Annotated in this window: 16 protein-coding genes; 2 read left to right on the top strand and 14 right to left on the bottom strand. The window is 43.1% G+C overall.

Annotated features, from left to right (window positions below; all coding sequences use genetic code 11):
- Nucleotides 1-304: 304 nt before the first annotated feature.
- The 8 genes from icmF to KH400_RS04475 all read right to left on the bottom strand — a co-directional run bounded on the left by icmF (nt 305) and on the right by KH400_RS04475 (nt 11,561).
- Complete coding sequence (gene icmF, locus KH400_RS04510; RefSeq protein ID WP_217222331.1) at nt 305-3,568, bottom strand: fused isobutyryl-CoA mutase/GTPase IcmF; 3,264 nt, start codon at nt 3,566-3,568, stop codon at nt 305-307.
- 51 nt (nt 3,569-3,619) lie between these two features.
- Nucleotides 3,620-4,258, bottom strand: a complete 639-nt coding sequence (locus KH400_RS04505; RefSeq protein ID WP_217222329.1) for a TetR/AcrR family transcriptional regulator — start codon at nt 4,256-4,258, stop codon at nt 3,620-3,622.
- A gap of 107 nt (nt 4,259-4,365) precedes the next feature.
- A complete protein-coding gene (locus KH400_RS04500; RefSeq protein ID WP_217222327.1) occupies nt 4,366-5,508 on the bottom strand; it encodes an acyl-CoA dehydrogenase in 1,143 nt (380 codons plus the stop codon).
- Nucleotides 5,509-5,654: 146 nt separating this feature from the next.
- Nucleotides 5,655-6,797 (bottom strand): acyl-CoA dehydrogenase, encoded by a 1,143-nt coding sequence (locus KH400_RS04495; RefSeq protein ID WP_217222325.1) that lies wholly within the window; start codon nt 6,795-6,797, stop codon nt 5,655-5,657.
- A 36-nt stretch (nt 6,798-6,833) separates the two neighbouring features.
- Entirely contained in the window at nt 6,834-7,685 is an 852-nt protein-coding gene (locus KH400_RS04490) for a 3-hydroxybutyryl-CoA dehydrogenase (RefSeq protein ID WP_217222323.1), read from the bottom strand.
- A 90-nt stretch (nt 7,686-7,775) separates the two neighbouring features.
- On the bottom strand, nt 7,776-7,994 hold the full coding sequence (locus tag KH400_RS04485) for a hypothetical protein (RefSeq protein ID WP_217222321.1): 219 nt from the start codon (nt 7,992-7,994) through the stop codon (nt 7,776-7,778).
- Nucleotides 7,995-8,075: 81 nt separating this feature from the next.
- Nucleotides 8,076-9,257 carry an acetyl-CoA C-acetyltransferase gene (locus tag KH400_RS04480; protein ID WP_217222319.1) on the bottom strand — a complete coding sequence of 394 codons (1,182 nt, stop codon included), beginning with the start codon at nt 9,255-9,257 and terminating at the stop codon, nt 8,076-8,078.
- A 201-nt stretch (nt 9,258-9,458) separates the two neighbouring features.
- Nucleotides 9,459-11,561: a heterodisulfide reductase-related iron-sulfur binding cluster gene (locus KH400_RS04475; RefSeq protein ID WP_217222317.1), complete on the bottom strand. Its 2,103-nt coding sequence runs from the start codon at nt 11,559-11,561 to the stop codon at nt 9,459-9,461.
- A gap of 339 nt (nt 11,562-11,900) precedes the next feature.
- Between KH400_RS04475 and cls the strand changes: the two genes are divergently transcribed.
- On the top strand, nt 11,901-13,097 hold the full coding sequence (gene cls, locus KH400_RS04470; protein WP_217222315.1) for a cardiolipin synthase: 1,197 nt from the start codon (nt 11,901-11,903) through the stop codon (nt 13,095-13,097).
- Nucleotides 13,098-13,328: 231 nt separating this feature from the next.
- Nucleotides 13,329-15,212, top strand: coding sequence for a heavy metal translocating P-type ATPase (locus tag KH400_RS04465; RefSeq protein WP_217222313.1), 1,884 nt, complete (start codon nt 13,329-13,331; stop codon nt 15,210-15,212).
- Between the two features lies 1 nt (nt 15,213).
- On the opposite strand, the gene KH400_RS04460 is transcribed toward KH400_RS04465, so the two are convergent.
- From KH400_RS04460 to speE, 6 genes are all read right to left on the bottom strand, one after another.
- Nucleotides 15,214-15,990 carry an alpha/beta fold hydrolase gene (locus KH400_RS04460; RefSeq protein WP_217222311.1) on the bottom strand — a complete coding sequence of 259 codons (777 nt, stop codon included), beginning with the start codon at nt 15,988-15,990 and terminating at the stop codon, nt 15,214-15,216.
- A gap of 37 nt (nt 15,991-16,027) precedes the next feature.
- Entirely contained in the window at nt 16,028-16,207 is a 180-nt protein-coding gene (locus KH400_RS04455; RefSeq protein ID WP_217222309.1) for a XapX domain-containing protein, read from the bottom strand.
- A gap of 177 nt (nt 16,208-16,384) precedes the next feature.
- Nucleotides 16,385-18,055, bottom strand: a complete 1,671-nt coding sequence (gene argS, locus KH400_RS04450; protein ID WP_217222307.1) for an arginine--tRNA ligase — start codon at nt 18,053-18,055, stop codon at nt 16,385-16,387.
- A 4-nt stretch (nt 18,056-18,059) separates the two neighbouring features.
- A complete protein-coding gene (locus tag KH400_RS04445) occupies nt 18,060-18,509 on the bottom strand; it encodes a YwiB family protein (RefSeq protein WP_217222304.1) in 450 nt (149 codons plus the stop codon).
- Nucleotides 18,510-18,659: 150 nt separating this feature from the next.
- Nucleotides 18,660-19,532: an agmatinase gene (speB, locus tag KH400_RS04440; protein WP_217222302.1), complete on the bottom strand. Its 873-nt coding sequence runs from the start codon at nt 19,530-19,532 to the stop codon at nt 18,660-18,662.
- A gap of 24 nt (nt 19,533-19,556) precedes the next feature.
- Entirely contained in the window at nt 19,557-20,390 is an 834-nt protein-coding gene (gene speE / locus KH400_RS04435) for a polyamine aminopropyltransferase (protein WP_217222300.1), read from the bottom strand.
- Between the last annotated feature and the right edge of the window lie 285 nt (nt 20,391-20,675).

The raw sequence follows: 20,675 nt of genomic DNA, 5'->3' as shown, positions 1-20,675 counted from the left end.
CGGACACCAGGTTCCCTATTTCCCCTTTTCTTCTCCATTTTGACCCGATTTTAGGGCAATAGCGCATCCTCGGTCCGTTTCATCGCTCGTTTCAGTCTTTTTACACACAATAAGGGATCCTCAGTCCGCTCCTACTCTCTTGCGGACACTCAGGCCCTTTTTTCGTCCCTCACACACCAAGGTAGACACTTAGATCCACCCTCTCCTACATGCCACAGCAAAAGAAGCTGGGACAAAAGGTTGGTTTTCACCTTTTGTCCCAGCCTAGTTTAACTAGTTTTAGCCCAACCCTAGCTTTCCTACGTTACATGTTACGACGATATTGACCGCCAACACGGTAAAGGGCTGTTGTGATTTGGCCAAGACTTGCGACTCGGACCGCATCCATAAGCTCCTCGAAGATGTTTCCGCCGCTTACAGCAGCTTCTTGCAGGCGCTTTAATGCTTCTGGCGCTTCTTCCTTGTGACGCTCTTGGAAAGCACGCAGATTCGCAATTTGCTGCTCTTTTTCTTCCTTCGAAGCACGGGCAAGTTCCATCTCAAACTCTTCCTCAGATGGAGGGTTTGGATTTTCGTACGTGTTCACACCGATAATCGGTAGCTCACCACTATGCTTCTTCATTTCATAATACATCGATTCTTCTTGAATTTTTCCGCGCTGGTATTGCGTTTCCATTGCCCCTAATACGCCACCACGGTCATTCATGCGCTCAAGCTCTTGAAGCACAGCCTCTTCAACTAAGTCTGTTAGCTCTTCAATAACAAATGAGCCTTGTAGTGAGTTTTCATTTTTCGCTAGCCCTAACTCTTTTGTAATAATCATTTGAATCGCCATCGCGCGACGAACTGATTCTTCCGTTGGTGTTGTCACGGCTTCATCATAAGCGTTCGTGTGCAAAGAGTTACAGTTATCATAAATCGCCATTAACGCTTGAAGTGTCGTACGAATATCATTAAAGTCCATCTCTTGAGCGTGCAAGGAACGTCCAGACGTTTGGATATGGTACTTTAGCTTCTGACTACGCGAATTGGCATTGTACTTGTTTTTCATCACCGTAGCCCAAATGCGACGTGCCACACGTCCTAGTACCGAGTATTCTGGGTCAAGTCCATTACTAAAGAAGAACGATAAGTTCGGTGCAAAATCGTTAATGTCCATACCACGACTTAAATAGTACTCTACGTACGTAAAACCATTCGCAAGCGTAAACGCGAGCTGACTGATCGGGTTCGCTCCAGCTTCAGCGATATGATAGCCTGAGATCGAAACCGAATAGTAGTTACGGACTTCGTTATCAATAAAGTACTGCTGAATATCACCCATGAGACGTAACGCAAATTCCGTTGAGAAAATGCACGTGTTTTGTCCTTGGTCTTCTTTTAAAATATCAGCCTGAACGGTACCACGAACCGTTGATAACGTCTTTGCTTTAATATCAGCCTTCTCTTCGTCCGTAGCGCGACGACCTTGTTCACGTTCAAACATATCGATTTGCTGATCAATTGCCGTGTTCATAAACATCGCTAAAATAATTGGGGCTGGGCCATTGATCGTCATCGATACCGATGTTGACGGTGCACAAAGATCAAAGCCTGCATAAAGCTTTTTCATGTCATCTAACGTACAAATGCTGACACCACTCTCACCGACTTTTCCGTAAATGTCAGGGCGGTAATCTGGGTCTTCACCATAAAGTGTTACAGAATCAAAGGCTGTACTTAAACGCTTTGCATCATCATCCTTCGATAAATAGTGGAAACGGCGATTCGTTCGCTCTGGTGTTCCTTCTCCAGCAAACTGACGCTTCGGATCTTCCCCTTTACGCTTGAACGGGAATACACCAGCTGTATATGGGAATGAACCTGGAACATTTTCAGCCATCGACCATCTTAAAATCTCGCCCCAATCCTCAAACTTCGGTAAAGCGACTTTCGGCACCTTTAACCCTGATAGGCTTTCCGTCGTCAATTCTGTAACAATCTCTTTGTCACGAATTTTTGTTACAAATGTATCGCCTGCATACTGCTCTTTTAACGTATCCCAATTATCAAGGATTGCTTTTGCTTCAGGATGGAGTTTTGTTTCGTAATGAGCTTTCACGCTTTCAAGTTGCTCAACTACAGATTCATCGGCATTGTCCGTCTCTTTTAGCGCGGCAATCGTGCCTGTAACTTGATAAATCTTTCGAGCGATCGTCACTTGTTCATCCGTGAATTTTTTATAATTACGTACGGTTTGCACAATGTCACGTAAATATTGTGTTTGTTCCGGTGGAATGATCATGTTCTTCTTGACAACATCTTTCGTTGTCTCAAGATTCGTCTCCCAATCAGTCCCACATTTTTCATTAATCGTTTTGACAAGGGCTGCAAACAATGTATTCGTGCCTAAGTCATTGAACTGACTCGCAATCGTTCCATAAACAGGCATTTCATTCGGATCTGTATGGAACAAGTTGCGGCTGCGTTGATACTGCTTGCGAACATCACGGAGAGCATCTTCTGAGCCTTTACGCTCAAATTTATTGATTGCAATTAAATCAGCAAAGTCGATCATGTCGATCTTTTCAAGCTGTGACGGGGCCCCGAATTCGCTTGTCATCACATACATCGAAACATCAGAAACTTCAGTAATTTGTGCGTCGCCTTGGCCAATCCCGCTCGTTTCAACAATGATTAAGTCATAACCAGCCGCTTTTGCCACTTCAATCGCATCTTTAATACTTTCCGATACTTCTGTACGTGATCCACGTGTCGCTAAACTACGCATAAACACACGTGGTGTATTAATTGAGTTCATGCGGATACGGTCCCCTAATAACGCCCCACCGGTTTTTTGTTTCGTCGGGTCAATCGAAAGGATCGCTACCGTCTTATCCTCAAATTCATTTAAGAAACGACGTACAAGCTCATCCGTTAACGAACTTTTTCCGGCACCACCCGTTCCAGTAATCCCAAGAACCGGTACATCGGTTGTCATCCCTTTTAATTGATCAAGCGTTTCTTCAAGTGTTGCCGCTGTTTCTTTAGCCGATTGTGCTTGCTGCTCAGCTAGTGTAATAAAACGAGCTACCGCACGAACGTTTCTATTTTTAAGCTCATCAACCTCATTGGATAAATCCTTCACCGTTGGATAATCGCACTCCTCAATCATTCGGTTGATCATCCCTTGCAGACCGTTCTTTCGTCCATCTTCAGGAGAAAAAATTCGGGCAACCCCATAGTCATGCAGTTCTTTTATTTCCGCGGGAATAATAACTCCACCGCCACCGCCGTATATACGGATGTGACCTGCACCTCTTTCTTGTAAAAGGTCGTAGCAATATTTGAAAAACTCAACATGCCCGCCTTGATAGGATGAGATTGCGATTCCTTGAACATCCTCTTGAATCGCAGCATTGACGATGTCTTCAACTGAGCGGTTATGGCCTAAGTGGATTACCTCTGCTCCACTCGCTTGAATGATCCGTCTCATAATATTAATCGAAGCATCATGACCATCAAATAAACTTGAAGCGGTTACAAAACGAACGTGATTTTTCGGACGATAAATCTCAACCGTTTCCATCTTATTCCTCCTCCTGAAATTCCCACTAGATATGTGGGCTATTTATCGAATCTAGCTTTTACTCTTATCCATGTCGATCCCTTGTAATAGCTGCTCAATCTGAAGTTCGGTATACTCTTCGATTGTATATAATTTTTGTAAAATCCAGCGACGGAATGTCCACATATGGCCTTGGATAATGATATTGTTAGCAACAAGCTTCACCTCTTGCGCAGACAATTCGAGAAGGCCTTGCTCGACACAGTCATTAATGATCTGTTCCATCATTTCTGTCATTTCAATATCTTTTTCAAGCACATACGGAAGCGCTTCCTTCGGTAATGACTTTGCTTCCTGGTACATGACTAGTACCTCATCTTGCATTTCATCTACGACTTTAAAGAAAGACGCAATCGCTAGTTTTAAGCGATCCATGCCTGCCTGTTCTGTTGTTTGTAAATATTGCTGAAGACGATCGCGCACTTGCTCATAGATCGAATCACAGACTAAGTACAACACATCTTCTTTTGAACCTATATATTCATACAACGTTCCGATGCTAAAACCTGACTCTTTGGCAATTTCTCGTGTTGTCGTACGGTGAAAGCCTTTTTGCTTAAACAGGGTCACTGCACCTTTAATCATCTGTTCACGTCGTTTTTTAATTAATTGCTGATCTTTTACCATCGAAGGTACTTTCTTTTTCTTCAACAGAGAATACCTCTCTCCCATTAAGTTTTATAGTCGCTACGTGAGACCCCGTCAACCAGATGGACGAAAGGGCCCCTTGGCACTAGCAACTATTATAAACTACTTTCCTAGTCAGCTAAAAGCATCTTGGAGATAACAAGGCGTTGAATTTCGTTTGTTCCTTCATAGATTTGAGTGATTTTTGCATCACGCATATAACGCTCAACTGGGTAGTCCTTCGTATAACCATAACCACCAAAGACTTGCACAGCTTCTGTCGTCACTTCCATTGCTGTGTCACCAGCAAATAGTTTTGACATTGCAGACTCCTTGCCGTATGGTACACCTTGGCTTTCATTCCAAGCGGCTTGGTACGTTAATAAGCGAGAGGCTTCAATCTTTGTTGCCATATCCGCTAATTTAAAGCCGATCCCTTGGTTTGCACCGATGGGCTTACCAAATTGCTTACGTTCTTTTGCATAGTCAATCGAGGCATCAAGAGCTCCTTGTGCAATTCCAAGCGCCTGAGCTGCAATTCCATTACGACCACCATCAAGTGTTGTCATTGCTACTTTAAAGCCGTCCCCTTCTTCACCAAGACGATTTCCAACAGGAACGCGGCAATCTTCCATAATGATTTCAGTTGTTGGAGATGAACGAATTCCTAGTTTCTTTTCTTTTTTACCAACAGAAAATCCAGGTGTATCTGCTTCAACGATAAAGGCACTTACACCTTTATGGCGCGCCTCTGGGTCAGTGACTGCAAAGACAACATAAATATCAGCAATCCCACCGTTGGTAATAAAGATCTTGGATCCATTCAAAACATAAGAATCTCCATCAAGTTTAGCCGTCGTTTTCATTGCAGCTGCATCAGAACCTGAGCCTGGCTCTGTTAAGCCATACGCACCGATTTTCTTCCCTTCTGCTAATGGACGTAAAAACTTGTGTTTTTGCTCTTCAGTACCATATTTAAAGATCGGCCAGCTCGCAAGTGAAAGGTGTGCCGATAACGTTACCCCCGTTGATGCACAAACGCGTGATAATTCTTCAACTGCAATCACATAGCTAACATAGTCTGCACCAATTCCACCATACTCTTCCGGCCACGGAATCCCCGTTAAACCGAGTTCCGCCATTTGATCAAAGATTTGTCGATCAAAGCGCTCTTCTTCATCTCGTGCTTCTGCTGTTGGTTCAACTTCATTTTTAGCAAAGTCCCGGACCATTTTTCTTATCATTTCTTGTTCTTCGGTTAAATTAAAATTCATTGCTCATCTCTCCCACTCTTTTTTATTATTTATTTCATTTCCTTTAGAAATCGTTTTAGAATCAAGAATCAGGTCGTGTATAGACTATGAACAAGGGTGAAGCTTCAATTGACAGACATTAGCTTAGCTGTGGACTGGGCTTACGATTAATCGGCTAGCAAGCGTTTGTTAATGACAATTCTCTGAATCTCACTTGTGCCTTCATAGATTTCAGTGATTTTCGCATCTCGGAAATAGCGTTCCACTGGGTATTCTTTTGTGTAGCCGTAGCCACCGTATACTTGGACGGCTTCAATCGCCACTTCAACCGCGGTGCGTGACGCAAACAACTTAGCCATTGATGCCTCTTGACCACACGGCTTACCTTGTTCACGCAAGTTTGCAGCTCGGTAAACAAGCAACCTAGCCGCCTCAACCTTTGTCGCCATATCAGCAAGTTTAAATCCTAATCCTTGCTGAGCACCGATTGGTTTACCAAACTGTTTGCGCTCTTTTGCATAATTGGTTGCAGCCTCAAGTGCCGCTTCAGCAATCCCTAATGCTTGTGCAGCGATGCCGATGCGTCCAACATCAAGGTTAGCCATCGCAATTTTAAACCCTTCGCCTTCATTACCAAGTAAGTTCTCTTGAGGCACTTTGGCTTGATCGAAAATGAGCTCATTCGTATTTGAACCATGTAAGCCCATCTTTTTCTCTTTTTTTCCGACCGTAAAGCCAGGAGTGTCCTTCTCAACGATAAATGCAGAAATTCCTCGTGAACCCGCTTCAGCGTCAGTGACTGCAAAGACAATATACGTATCAGCAACTTCAGCGTTAGTAATAAAGATCTTTGAACCATTTAAAATGTAATGGTCACCTTGTTTAACAGCTGTTGTCCGCAAGCTAGCAGCATCTGATCCAGCGCCTGGTTCCGTTAGCCCAAACGCACCTAAATACTCACCGCTCGCTAGCTTTGTCACATATTTTTTCTTTTGCTCTTCATTCCCAAAGTATAGAATCGGATTGGTCCCGACGGATGTGTGCACCGATAAAATCACACCAATTGTTGCACTCACCTTTGATAACTCATTAATCGCAATAATATACGACGTAAAATCCATTCCAGAGCCACCGTGTTCTTCAGCTATCGGAATCCCCATCAAGCCAAGCTCCCCCATCTGTTTGACAATCTCAATTGGGAATTGGTCGGTTCCCTCCATTGTTTCAATATGTGGGGCAATTTGCTCTTCGGCAAAATCACGAACCATTTTACGCATCATTTGTTGTTCTTCTGTAAATGTCAAATTCATTCTCTCTCACTCCACCCTTTCGATGTCTCTTGATGTTTAGCTATATTGATAGAAGCCGCGGCCTGATTTCTTTCCTAACCAACCTGCTTTTACGTACTTACGAAGTAATGGACATGGACGGTATTTATCGTCACCAAGACCATCATGTAAAGTCTCCATAATGTAGAGACATGTATCTAAACCGATAAAATCAGCAAGTGTCAGTGGTCCCATTGGGTGATTCATACCGAGTTTCATTACTTCATCGATCGCCTCTGGCTTGGCAACGCCTTCATATACGGCATAAATCGCTTCGTTAATCATTGGCAAAAGAATTCGGTTTGAAACAAATCCTGGGAAGTCATTGACTTCAACGGGTACTTTGTTAAGGCTTTTAGACATATCTTCAATCGTGTTATAAACTTCATCAGTGGTTGCTAAGCCGCGGATAACTTCGACTAGTTTCATCACTGGTACTGGGTTCATAAAGTGCATCCCGATGACTTTTTCTGGACGATTCGTTGCTGCTGCAATTTCTGTAATTGGTAGTGAAGATGTGTTCGTTGCTAAAATGGCATGCTCGGGTGCAAGTTCGTCGAGGTCAGAAAAGAGTTTTGATTTAATTTCCATGTTTTCAATAGCAGCTTCAATCACTAGGTCTACGTTTTTTGCGTTATTTAGGTCTGTTGATGGTGTGATGCGTGCTAGGGTGTCTGTTTTTTCTGTTTCTGTCATGCGTTCTTTTTTCACTTGGCGATCGAGGTTTTTTGTGATTGTGTTGAGACCGCGTTCTACTAGTTCGTCTTTTAGGTCGTGTAGGTAGACTTGATAGCCTGACATGGCGTTTACTTGGGCGATACCTGATCCCATTTGTCCTGCTCCGATGACCATTACGGTTTTAATATTCATTGTTTCATTCCTCCACTCATCGCATTTATTTTCTTTATATATTTAGTAAGCGTTGTCATAGTTTGATAGTTATTAGTTGGTTAGTTACCGTTAAATAGCTGTTGGATGAGGGGGTGAGTGCGTTCCGTTACGTGGATGTGAATTCGTGGTCTTTGGTAAGCCAAGATCGGGCTTACCACGCCACTGCTTCACTTCCACTACACCGACCGCCGTCGGTGCAAACAGTTTAGCAACTGTTTGCGGAACTCCCTCACGTTCTCTACCCTTTTTTAGGTGACCACGAACTTTGTGACGTTTCCCCTTTTGCAAGTGCCCGCTCAGGTTTTACTAATTCCTAACCAACTAACTACTAACAACTAACTACTTTCCACTTTCCACTTTCCAACTTCCCTATTTCACTTCAATCATAATTGCGTCGCCTTGGCCGCCGCCTGAGCAGATGGAGGCGATGCCGATGCCGCCGCCGCGGCGTTTTAATTCGTGGGCAAGGGTGAGGATGATTCTTGTTCCGCTTGCACCAATTGGGTGTCCAAGAGCTACAGCTCCTCCGTTTACATTGACTTTTTCAGGATCAAGTTCGGCGATTTTACCACTTGCTAATGCTACAGCAGCAAATGCTTCGTTGACTTCAAATAAATCAATCTCTTCTAATGACTTCCCTGTTTTCTCTAATAATTTATTAATGACAAGGCCTGGCGTCTTCGGGAAGCTGCTCGCTTCAATCGCAATCGCTGTATGCCCGAGAATCGTTGCAAGTGGCTCTTTGCCCTCTTTGTTCGCACGTTCCTCGCTCATTAAGACGACTGCACCTGCACCATCATTAACACCTGGGGCATTACCAGCTGTAATTGTGCCATCTTTGCCAAACACAGGCTTTAATTTAGAAAGGCTTTCCGCTGACGTGCCACGTCTTGGTGCTTCATCATGCTCAACTGTGATTGGTTCACCTTTTCGTTGTGGGACTTCAACAGCAACGATTTCATCACTGAATCTACCTTCATCAATCGCTTTTAACGCTCGCTCATGGCTACGGTATGACCACTCATCCTGCTCTTCACGCGTGAGCTCATATTCGTCAGCGACACTGTTTCCATATGTGCCCATATGCACACCTTCGAACGAACACGTTAAACCATCATGAGTCATCAAATCCTTCACTTGACTGTCGCCCATTCGCAAGCCCCAGCGTGCATTTGGTAAGAAGTATGGGGCATTACTCATCGACTCCATTCCACCAGCAACGATGACTTCACTATCTCCCGCACGAATAATTTGGTCGGCAAGTGTTACACTTCTTAAACCAGAAGCACAAACTTTGTTAATTGTTTCTGTTTGTACGTCCCAAGGTAAGCCTGCATAACGGCTTGCTTGACGCGAAGGAATTTGCCCTTGACCGCCTTGGAGAACACTCCCCATGATCAGTTCATCGACTTGATCAGGTTTCACACCTGCGCGTACTAGTGCCTCCTTAATCGCGATCCCACCAAGCTCTGCAGCTTTAAACGAGCTTAGTGCGCCTCCAAATTTTCCAAATGGTGTTCTTGCTCCAGCAACAATGACTGATTTTGTCATTCGAAAAGCCTCCCTCTCTCCATGTCATTTCTGAGAATTCACGTCAATCAAACTATCGATCGAACGCTCGCTCAGGTTAGTTTTTAAAAAAAGATCAGTGACCTTAGTTAACTTTAACAACCAGCTCCAATATTCGGGCTTTATTTATGACTTCCGATAAAGCCCGAACGACAAGATTCAACAGCAATCATAGCTTAGGTTCTACGAAACGACTTCCGTTTCCTTTTTAATTAAAGACTTTTCTAAAATTTCTACAATATCAAGAGTTGAAATGTCATCTTCAACTTCTTTTGCTTTCGTACCGTCACTTAACATCGTTAAGCAGTATGGACAGCCGCTTCCGATCATTGTCGGATTCGCTTCAAGTGCTTGCTCTGTTCGTGCCACATTAATACGCTCACCAGCATCTTCTTCTGTCCACATCATGCCACCACCGGCACCACAGCACATCCCGTTTTCACGGTTACGGTCCATTTCAACGATGTTCACACCTGGAATCGCTTTTAAAATCTCGCGTGGCGGTTCATACACTTCGTTGTAACGGCCTAAATAACAAGAGTCATGGTATGTGATTGTCTCATTGACTTCATACTTCGGTGTGATTTTACCTTCTTTAATCAACTTATCAAGTAATTCGGTATGGTGATAGACTTCAACGTCCTCTAACCCGAATTCAGGGTACTCATTTTTAAACGTATTGTACGCATGCGGATCGATTGTCACGATCTTTTTCACTTCGTTCTTTTGGAACAATTCAATGTTTGCCGTCGCAAGCTCTTGGAACAAAAATTCATTCCCGATACGTCGTGGAGTGTCCCCTGAGTTCTTTTCTTTGTTACCAATAATCGCAAAAGTAACACCAGCTTCATTTAAAACTTTCGCTAAGGACTGTGCGACTTTCTGACTTCGTTTATCATATGAACCCATTGAGCCAACAAAGAACAAGTATTCAAACTCTTCGCCTGCTTTTTTCGCTTCCTTAATCGTTGGCACATGGATATCATCGCGGCCATCTCTCCAGTTTTCACGTTCCTTACGGCTAATCCCCCAAGGGTTGCCTTGACGCTCGATGTTCATCATCGCACGCTGTGCCTCTGGGTCCATTTTTCCTTCTGTTAAAACGAGATAACGGCGTAAATCAATAATTTTATCAACGTGTTCGTTCATCACTGGACATTGATCTTCACAGTTTCGGCACGTCGTACATGCCCAAATTTCTTCTTCTGTAATAACATCACCGATCAAGCTAACGTCATAACCGGCGGCAGCTTCTTCACTTCCAGCCCCTTGCATCGCCAGTTGGTTGCCTTTCGTATGGTTAAACGCAAATGTCGGCATCCATGGCGAGCGTGACGTGACTGCGGCTCCTTTTTCTGTTAAATGATCACGCATTTTGACGATTAAGTCCATCGGTGAAAGCATTTTCCCTGTACCTGTCGCTGGACACATGTTTGTACAGCGTCCACATTCCACACAGGCGTAAAAATCAAGCAACTGCTTTTGGTTAAAGTCTTCTACTTTCCCAACACCAAATTCTTCTTTTGTTTCATCTTCAAAATCAATCGAAGCAAGCTGACCAACCTTATGCGTACGTCCAACGAAGACGTTTGCTGGACCTGCAATTAAGTGCGCGTGCTTAGATTGTGGAATATAGACGAGGAAAGTAAGTAAGAATAATAAGTGCATCCACCAGAAGACAAAGAAAATTGCAGCTGCAGCTGTCGGACCAATCCCTGCAAATACACTGGCAATCGCAGATGCAACTGGTTCGAACCCTGTTAACGGCTTATCAAGCCAAACCTTCTCCATCCCTTTGGCAAATAGCTTTGAAACCATTAATCCACCAATAAAAATGAGAACAAGACCGCTCTTCCAGCCTCGTTTTAGGCGGACAAGCTTTTCAATGTAACGGCGGTAAAAGGCCCATACAACGGCCACTAAAATCATTAGTACGACAATCTCTTGGAAAAACGTGAAATATGGATAAACCGGACCGAGTGGTAAGTGTGACCCAACCGCTAGCCCTTTCCAAATCACATCAATCGCACTAAATTGTACGAGTAAGAATCCGTAGAAGAACATGACGTGGATCGCTCCACTCTTCTTATCCTTCATCAGCTTCTTCTGTCCGAAGACATTTACAAGCACTGCATCCCAGCGTTCCTTCATCGTATGATCGAATTCAACTTTTTGCCCGAGTTTAATGTACTCATAACGAGTTTTTACTAACGAAGCAAATAAGAAGATCGCATAGGCAACGATGGCTAGGAATGCTAGTAAATTAATTAGCTGTAATGTTCCCATGTCAACAACTCCTCCTTAAATATAACGCTTACAAATCAAAACTAGGAATTTAAGCGTTTGCAAAAAGTGATACGCTTCTCTCCCCTTCTTGGTGTTCATCTAATCACTTTAATCAACTTTATGAACTTACTCCCTCCTACAATTACTAACGTTATGAATTTTGAAAATATTAACTTTTAAAAACAGTATAACATAAAGAAATGGTGAATGAGCATTCAGTCGACCATTTTTTTAAAAAATTTTTTTCTTCTCTAAAAACCCCCTTTTTTTTCTTATTACTTTATTCGTTTTGGGCAAAATATAGACGCATTCACTTAGTTACGATAGAAGGAGGTCTCCATGGTTGCCACAACGGTCATCATTTTATTAATCATTGCACTAGTAATCTGGCTACGAATTGACTTTAAATTAGGGATGAAACAGCAACAAAATGAAGCAAATAAAACAACGCAGCAGACACGTTATGGTGATGTGACGTTTCTTCCTAATGGTAATGATTTTTTTGAAGCGATGTTTACGGATATTGAAGAAGCAAAACACCATATTCATATCCTTTTTTATATTGTACAAGACGACCAACTTGCTAATGACCTATTTACCCTCCTCAAAGCAAAAGTAAACCAAGGTGTTGAAGTCAGGTTATTAGTTGATTGGTTTGGGTCTGGAGTCAAGCGACGTACAGTTAGACAATTAAAACAGGCGGGAATTACGTTTGCTTATTCACATCCACCAAAGTTCCCTTTCCTGTTTTTTACACTAAACCGAAGAAACCATCGTAAAATCACGGTGATCGACGGCAAGGTCGGCTATACTGGCGGCTTTAATGTTGGTGATGAATATGTGGGACGTAGTAAGAAGTATGGGCATTGGCGCGACTTCCACCTGAGGCTTGCAGGTGATGGCGTTCAAGATTTACAGGAACAGTTTTTACAGGACTGGAAGGTTGCCACAGGGGAGGAACCACGCGGGGAAACGATTTATCCTGAGCTTAAAAAAGGCCCCATCCCGCTCCGCATCCTGCCGACCGATGGAGTCTTCCTTGAAGACACGTTCCTTGACCTTGTCAAGCAAGCAAAGCGAACCATTTTGATTGGTACGCCATACTTTATACCAGGGGAAAAACTTCAAGGTGAGCTGATTGCCGCTTGTAAGCGGGGCGTTGAGGTAAAATTGATTCTCCCAAAAATGAGCGATCATCCGCTAGTGAAAGAGGGGTCATATCCGTATTTCTCAGATATGCTCGCCGCTGGGTGCTTAATTTATCACTTCCACGATGGGTTCTATCACGCTAAAGCCGTTGTTATTGATGAACAAGTATGCGATATCGGGACCGCTAACTGGGATAAACGAAGCTTATTTATTGACCATGAATTAAATTGTATTATTTATGATAAGTCATTTATTGATACAGTGATTGAAGCAATGGAATATGACATCACTAAATCAGAGGAGCTTACTGTGAAAAAATACGAGCAGCGCTCCCTCGTTCACCGTGGCAAAGAGCGACTCGCCACCGCCTTTTCCGGTCTTTTATGACAATTTCCTTAATTTAGGCGAAAAGTGATTCTAACCTTGAGGTAACAGTGATAAACTAAAAACAAATAGCAACCATTAGCAATGGCTCGTCACTGACAGTGGCAAGCACTCGAACATTGCTGAGGGACTGTCCTAAAAGGCTACAACCTTTTAGAGCAGTCCCTCTTGTCATTTATACGGGAAAATGATCTTGATTGTTGTTCTCATTTAACTCATAAGGAGGTCGATCTTATGAACTGTCAGCATGGACAAAAACCGTCATTTCAATATCTTGAACTCCTATTTGCACTTGGAAGCGGTGTTTTACTGCTCATCGCCTGGATCGTTTCGAGATTCGATTTTTCAACGCTTTCAGTACTTTTATATCTCGCTGCTTATGTGATCGGTGGATATTATAAAGCACATGAAGGACTCGAGACGCTCATCCATGAGAAAAGGTTAAGTGTCGAAGTACTGATGATTATTGCTGCGATTGGCGCCGCATTGATTGGCTACTGGGTTGAAGGGGCGATTTTAATTTTCATCTTCTCTGTTAGTGGTGCACTTGAAACCTATACGATGCAAAAAAGTGAACACGAAATCTCTTCATTAATGAATTTGCAACCTGAAGAGGCAACCGTTATTAAAGATGACAAAGAACAAACCGTGGCAGTCGCTGAGTTAGTAGCTGGCGATCACATTATCGTCAAAGCAGGTGAACGGATCCCTGCTGATGGTGTGATTGTTCATGGTGAAACGACCATTGATGAATCAACAATCACCGGTGAACCTGTTCCGGTAGCAAAAGAAAAGCATGCAGACGTGTTTGCAGGTACCGTCAACGGCAAGGGGTTGATTACGGTTAATGTCACCAAACCAAGTTCAGAAACACTTTTTCAAAAGATTATTACACTCGTTCAATCGGCAAAAAAAGAAAAATCACCTTCACAACAATTCATCGAACGCTTTGAAGGTCCATATGTAAAAACCGTTTTAATCATTGTCGCCTTAATGATGTTTCTCCCCCACTACTTATTCGGTTGGAGCTGGAATGAAACGCTCTATCGCGCGATGGTTATGCTCGTTGTTGCTTCGCCATGTGCACTCGTTGCATCGATTATGCCAGCAACGTTATCAGCCATTTCAAATGGTGCGCGGAATGGCATTCTTTTTAAAGGGGGGATCCATCTTGAAAATCTCGCTCACATTGATGCGATTGCCCTCGATAAAACTGGAACACTAACGAATGGAACACCTGAAGTTACCGATGTATGGCTAGCTGAATCGGTTAAACCGCAACAATTTTACCAACTTGTCTCCTCTATTGAGAGCCAATCGAATCATCCTCTTGCTGAATCGATCACTGCATACGCAAACGAGCAAGCTACGTTTTCACTCTTGCAACCTGATAAAGTAGAAGATGTGACCGGTTGGGGAATTGAAGCTACTATCGACAAATACACCTACCGAATTGGTAAGCGTGACTTCATCAATGAGCGAGACGTAAAAGACTTTTTCCCCGAGCAAGCAAGTGAGCTTGCAAAAGAAGGGAAAACAATTGTTTATGTTGCAAATGGAGATGGCGTCCTTGGACTCCTTGCCCTTAAAGACCGCGTTCGAGAAGTAGCCGTTGAAGCGATTGCTTCTTTCAAACAAGCAAAGATCCGAACCGTGATGATTACCGGTGATCACCCTCAAACGGCCAGAGCCATCCAAGCGGAAACGAAAATTGATGAGTGCATCGCCAATTGTTTACCAGAAGCAAAGGTCAATGAAATCAAAAAGCTACAACACCCTGATCGCAAAGTCGCGATGGTTGGTGATGGTATTAATGATGCTCCGGCACTCGCGACAGCAAATGTCGGAATTGCTATGGGTAACGGCACCGATGTCGCAATCGATACGGCCGATATTGTCCTTATGAAAAATAATCTCGCTAAAATTGCAAAAGCAATTCAGCTCTCAAAGCGTATGAACCGTATCATTAAACAAAACATTGTTTTCTCAATTGCTGTAATCGTCCTCTTACTTGCCTCAAATTTTATGCAACAACTTTCATTGCCACTCGGAGTCATTGGCCATGAAGGCAGTACCATCCTCGTGATTCTTAATGGTCTTAGACTTCTGAGAGGATAATTTACGCGTTAACTTTCCGTTCAATAAAATCACGAATAATGTGATTAAATTCATCCGCATGCTTCGTAGGGATTTGGTGTGTTGCCTTGGAGACCCAAGCAACCTCAACATCATCAACCCTCTCTAGAAACAGCTTGCGGTAGTGAGGGACAACAACATCCCAACGACCATAAACAAGTAATAGTGGTTTCTTGAGGTCTGTTAGCCTGTTCGTGCATTGGTAATGAAGCCCTTCATTAAACTGTTGGGCGACAACGTTCGGATTTGAACGTAACACATATTGTCTCAATTCCTGCTCAAACTCTTTCGTCTTACAATGCGCCTTTGCTAAAACATTCGCAAGCAGGCCGACTGCCTTTAGCTGTGATGTATAAATCCCTAATTTGAATTCATTCTGCAATAAAAAGCTATTCACTTCAGGAAAACCACCACATAAAATCACGGCTTCGGTTCGTTCTGGATAAGAGAGCGCAAACTCTAGGGCAACGGAACAGCCATTTGAATAACCACAAATCACCGCGCGTTCTACCTCAAGATCATTCAATACTGCAAGAACGTCTTTTGTTAATTGTGGCATCGTCATCGGCTGATCATTACTACCGCTTCTGCCGTTCCCTCGAAGGTCATAGGTAATCACTTGCTTATCACTCGCTAACGAACGTTGCTTTTTAAATACGACATGACCTAGTGCTGGCGAATGGATAAAGATAATCGGCACTCCATGGCCAGCAGCCTCATAATAAATTGGAATGGCGTCCTCTGTATATGCGTATGGCATTGCTGTGATCACCTCATCGCTGGATTATTCTTTAAGCTTACGCACCGCCAGCTGTAAAAAACGGCAGAACCCATTGATAGAGCTTATAACCGAGATATATGCCAATGATCCCAATCACACCAGGGAGAGCGGGTGGTGCAGGAATTGGTAGCTTAATGAGCGCAAATATAAAACCAACAAGTAACCCTGCAATTAATGCTAATATTGTCTCTTGCATGTTTTATCACTTCCTTTTTCACTTTTACTATGCCCTTACGTTGCACTATTTACTCCCCTTCATTGCATTATGGTGCCTGGCACCGGTACTAAGGTGCCAGGCACCATAATGAGACACCTATAAAAACGGCCAAACCGTATCCGATTTGGCCGTTCTTTCAATATAGGTTCATCATTGTTACATTCGCTCTGGTGCTTCAACACCAATTAAGTCTAACGCATTTTGTAATGTGATTTGCACCGCTTTGACTAACGCTGATCGTGCTTGACTCTTTTCTTTATCTTCAGGGTCGATTACACGTTCTGCATTGTAGAAGCTATGCAATGTTGCCGCTAATTCAAATACATAATTCGTCAAGCGGTGCGGTGAATACTTTTCAGCTGCTTCAGCAACCGCTTCAGGAAATTCACCGAGTTTTTTTAGTAAATCATATTCTTTCTCAGATGAAATTGTAGATAAATCTGTGTTCTCATCATACTGCAACCCGATCTCATCGGCTTGTCTTAAAATACTGCATACACGTGCATGTGCATATTGAACGTAATAAACAGGGTTTTCATTTGATTTTGATACCGCTAGATCCATATCAAAATCTAAATGTGTGTCGGCACTACGCATCGCAAAGAAATAACGAGTGGCGTCAATCCCCACTTCTTCCATTAAGTCACGAAGCGTAACCGCCTTTCCTGTACGTTTACTCATTTTTACTTTTTCTCCGCCTTGGAACAAGCTCACCATTTGAATGATTTCAACATCAAGCTGGTCTGCCTCGTAGCCAAGCGCTTGAATCGCCGCTCTCATTCGTGGGATATAACCATGGTGGTCTGCTCCCCAAATGTTAATAAGCTTATCAAAGCCACGGTTCATTTTATCTTGGTGGTAGGCAATGTCCGGTGTTAAGTACGTATATGATCCGTCATTTTTGATTAAAACGCGGTCTTTATCATCACCGTACTCTGTTGAACGGAACCATTTTGCTCCGTCTTCGTCATACGTCTTGCCTTTCTCTTCAAGTAGCTGTAACGTTTCTTCAACTTTTCCAGACGTATATAGTGACGTTTCTGAGTACCACTCATCAAACTCGACACGGAAGTCTTTTAAGTCATCCTTTAATTTATCAAGCTCTCGCTTTAACCCGTATTCACGGAAAAATTGTAGACGCTCATCTTCATCAACATTGACATACTTATCGCCATACTCTTCGGCAAGCTCTTTACCGAAACCAACGATATCTTCGCCGTGATAGCCATCTTCAGGCATCTCTTTTTCAAGCCCTAATGCTTGGAAATAACGCGCTTCAACCGAAAGTGCTAGGTTATGAATTTGGTTTCCGGCATCATTTATGTAATATTCACGAGCAACATCAAAGCCTGCTTTATCTAAAATATTACAAAGTGAGTCACCAACCGCTGCGCCGCGGGCATGTCCTAAATGGAGATTCCCCGTTGGATTTGCGGAAACGAACTCCACTTGAATTTTCTGGTTGTTCCCGACATTTGTCTCACCGTACGTACCGCCTGCTTGCAGAACGTTTGTAACGATATCACGTAAATAGCCGTTATCCATGTAAAAGTTAATAAAACCAGGTCCAGCAATATCAATCTTTTCAATCGACGCTTTTCCTTTATCAAAGTTTGCCACGATATCTTCAGCGATTTGGCGTGGTGCTTTTTTCGCAATTCGCGCTAATTGCATCGCCATATTACTAGCATAATCACCGTGCGATTTTTCTTTTGGAATTTCAAGATTAACGGCAGGAATTTGGTCTTCCGTTGCGAGCTCCGCTTTTATCACGGCAGCAACAATTTCTTGTTTTAATCGTTCTTTAACTTGTTCAACGATATTCATCTTGTTATAGATCCTCCTTTATCTTCAATGTTACAAGGTAATGCCCGACATCTTCCCCTTGTAATTGCAGCAAATAAGAAAAAACGAGCTTTCTCACTTTCTCCTGATTATACCACGTATAAGCAACCGCTTCTGTGTCTGCCTTCATTTCCATTGCTCCGTAGCGACTTTTATAAATGCTCTCCGTCTGTTTACCGGATTTAAAACGCTGTTTCATCGCAATCGCGCCTTGGCGAATGATCATGACTTCATCATCTTTGACTTTGATCGTATTACGAACTTCACCCATTTCGGCAACTTCTTCGGTATAGCGTATATAAACCGTTTCATTTTTTTCAACTAATGTTCCGTTCGCCTTGACGACAATTCGCTCATGTCGATTTTCATCGTCATTGATTTCGGTTGTCATATGTACTTGAATCGGGATTTGCTCCACGCGACTCACGCCTTTCACTGATCTTGCACGCTAAAACGCTATAATCATTGTTCTGTCTCTGATGAATCAGTTTAGCGGTTCCTGCTCTTTCATGCAAGCAAAAATCAAGAGATAGGAAAAAAAGCTAACTCCCATTCAATATGAGAAACGTTAGCTTTTCCTCCCCTCTTATTTTACCCAGCCTAATAGCATTTCGCGAACAAATTTACTAGCAGCAATTTGTGTTTGCTCCGTTGGGTCATAAGCGGGAGCCACTTCAACGAGGTCTGCACCGACGACATTGACATTAGCATTTGCAATCAGTGTAATTGCTTCAAGCAGCTCTTTTGACGTAATCCCCCCAGCTTCAGCTGTGCCTGTTCCTGGTGCATGGGCAGGGTCAAGAACATCAATATCAATCGTTACATAGACATCACGGCCTGACAGTTTTGGCAGGACCTCTTTAAGTGGCTCTACAACGTCAAACTTGGCCAAATACATGCCAACGTCTTTGGCATATTGAAACTCTTCACGCATCCCAGAACGAATTCCAAATGAATAAACATTTTCTGGACCAAGCAACTCACACGCTTTTCGAATCGGTGTTGAATGTGACAATGGCTCCCCTTCATACTCCTCACGCAAATCCGTATGAGCATCAATATGAATAACTGCGACATCAGGGTATTTTCTATGAAGGACTTTAAAAATCGGCCATGAGACGAGGTGCTCACCGCCAAGCCCTAATGGAAACTTACCAGCAGCGATAATTTTCTCAACGAATTCCTCAATCATATCAAGACTCCGCCCAGGATTACCGAATGGTAGCGGAATATCACCGGCGTCGTAAAATTTGACGTCTTCAAGATGGCGATCAAGGTATGGGCTATACTCTTCAAGTCCAATTGAGACTTCACGGATTCTCGCTGGTCCAAACCGCGACCCCGGACGAAAGCTTGCCGTAAAGTCCATTGGCATGCCATAGATAACCGCTTCGCTTTCATCAAAATTCGGATGACTCATTATAAAGACATTACCAGAATAGGCTTCATCAAATCGCATCAAACAGCCCCTCGCTTTCCTCTCCTATTTGTTTTCTTTAAGATCTGCTACAAATTTCGGCAACGCAAACGCAGCGCTGTGAATCTCTTTCGTATAATAGTTCGTCTCGATGTCATGAAAACGATCGTCAGATACAGCTAATGGGTCATGCTTTTTCGACCCGATCGTAAATGTCCACAATCCGCTTGGGTATGTCGGAATATTTGCTGTATAGATGTTTGTGATCGGGAAAATCTCTTTTACATCCTGATACACTTGCGCAACGAGCTCCGAATGGAACCATGGGTTATCCGTTTGGGCAACAAAGATGCCATCCTCTTTCAGCGCCTTCGAGATTCCTTCATAAAAGCCTTTTTCGAACAGTTTTACTGCCGGACCTACCGGTTCCGTTGAATCGACCATAATCACATCATAATCATTTTCACTTTCTGCAATATGCATAAACCCATCTGCGACCTTCACTTCGACACGTGGGTCCTCAAGGCTTCCTGCGATTGTTGGTAGATATTTTTTTGAGTACTCAATGACTTTACCATCAATCTCAACTAACGTTGCTTTTTCAACAGACGGGTGCTTTAACACCTCGCGAATCACACCACCGTCTCCTCCACCAACGACTAACACTTGTTTTGGGTTCGGGTGTGTAAATAATGGGACGTGGGCGACCATTTCATGATAGACGAACTCATCCTTTTCTGTTGTCATCACCATGCCATCAAGTAAGAGCATGTTTCCGAATTCTTCTGTTTCAACGACATCTAGTTTTTGAAAATCGGTTTGTTCTGTATGTAAAGTCCGCTTCACTCTCGCAGTGATCCCAAAATGCTCTGTTTGTTTTTCTGTAAACCAAAATTCCATTGCTTTCACCTCTAGTAGTTATTCTATTCTATCAGCTTTCCCTATAATGTACGTGACCAATCACGATGATCATCGTATTTTTTGCCCCCCTCAAAGCCAAACAGCCTTTAAACAATAATGTGCTATCCCCCAGCTTAGCGAGCCCGAAAACGGTGCTAACCGTTTGCGACGACAACAGTCGGCGAAGCGGAACCGCCAACTCAATGACTTTATTCCAATTAAGCTCAACCATCTAAACGGCACAGAAAAAGTATAATTCAATCGGTAAAAAATGCAAGAGAAACT

The organism is Desertibacillus haloalkaliphilus, from assembly GCF_019039105.1.
Classification (GTDB): domain Bacteria; phylum Bacillota; class Bacilli; order Bacillales; family KJ1-10-99; genus Desertibacillus; species Desertibacillus haloalkaliphilus.
Note: the sequence above shows the minus strand (reverse complement) of the source record. Positions and strands in the feature narration are given on the sequence as shown.

What these genes read in the sequence shown, in the direction of transcription:
- KH400_RS04455 (WP_217222309.1), bottom strand. Translation starts at nt 16,207, where the DNA reads ATGCAAGAGACAATATTAGCATTAATTGCAGGGTTACTTGTTGGTTTT.
- argS (WP_217222307.1), bottom strand. Translation starts at nt 18,055, where the DNA reads ATGAATATCGTTGAACAAGTTAAAGAACGATTAAAACAAGAAATTGTT.
- KH400_RS04500 (WP_217222327.1), bottom strand. Translation starts at nt 5,508, where the DNA reads ATGAATTTTAATTTAACCGAAGAACAAGAAATGATAAGAAAAATGGTC.
- KH400_RS04490 (WP_217222323.1), bottom strand. Translation starts at nt 7,685, where the DNA reads ATGAATATTAAAACCGTAATGGTCATCGGAGCAGGACAAATGGGATCA.
- KH400_RS04480 (WP_217222319.1), bottom strand. Translation starts at nt 9,257, where the DNA reads ATGACAAAATCAGTCATTGTTGCTGGAGCAAGAACACCATTTGGAAAA.
- KH400_RS04465 (WP_217222313.1), top strand. Translation starts at nt 13,329, where the DNA reads ATGAACTGTCAGCATGGACAAAAACCGTCATTTCAATATCTTGAACTC.
- icmF (WP_217222331.1), bottom strand. Translation starts at nt 3,568, where the DNA reads ATGGAAACGGTTGAGATTTATCGTCCGAAAAATCACGTTCGTTTTGTA.
- speE (WP_217222300.1), bottom strand. Translation starts at nt 20,390, where the DNA reads ATGGAATTTTGGTTTACAGAAAAACAAACAGAGCATTTTGGGATCACT.
- speB (WP_217222302.1), bottom strand. Translation starts at nt 19,532, where the DNA reads ATGCGATTTGATGAAGCCTATTCTGGTAATGTCTTTATAATGAGTCAT.
- KH400_RS04495 (WP_217222325.1), bottom strand. Translation starts at nt 6,797, where the DNA reads ATGAATTTGACATTTACAGAAGAACAACAAATGATGCGTAAAATGGTT.
- KH400_RS04475 (WP_217222317.1), bottom strand. Translation starts at nt 11,561, where the DNA reads ATGGGAACATTACAGCTAATTAATTTACTAGCATTCCTAGCCATCGTT.
- cls (WP_217222315.1), top strand. Translation starts at nt 11,901, where the DNA reads ATGGTTGCCACAACGGTCATCATTTTATTAATCATTGCACTAGTAATC.
- KH400_RS04460 (WP_217222311.1), bottom strand. Translation starts at nt 15,990, where the DNA reads ATGCCATACGCATATACAGAGGACGCCATTCCAATTTATTATGAGGCT.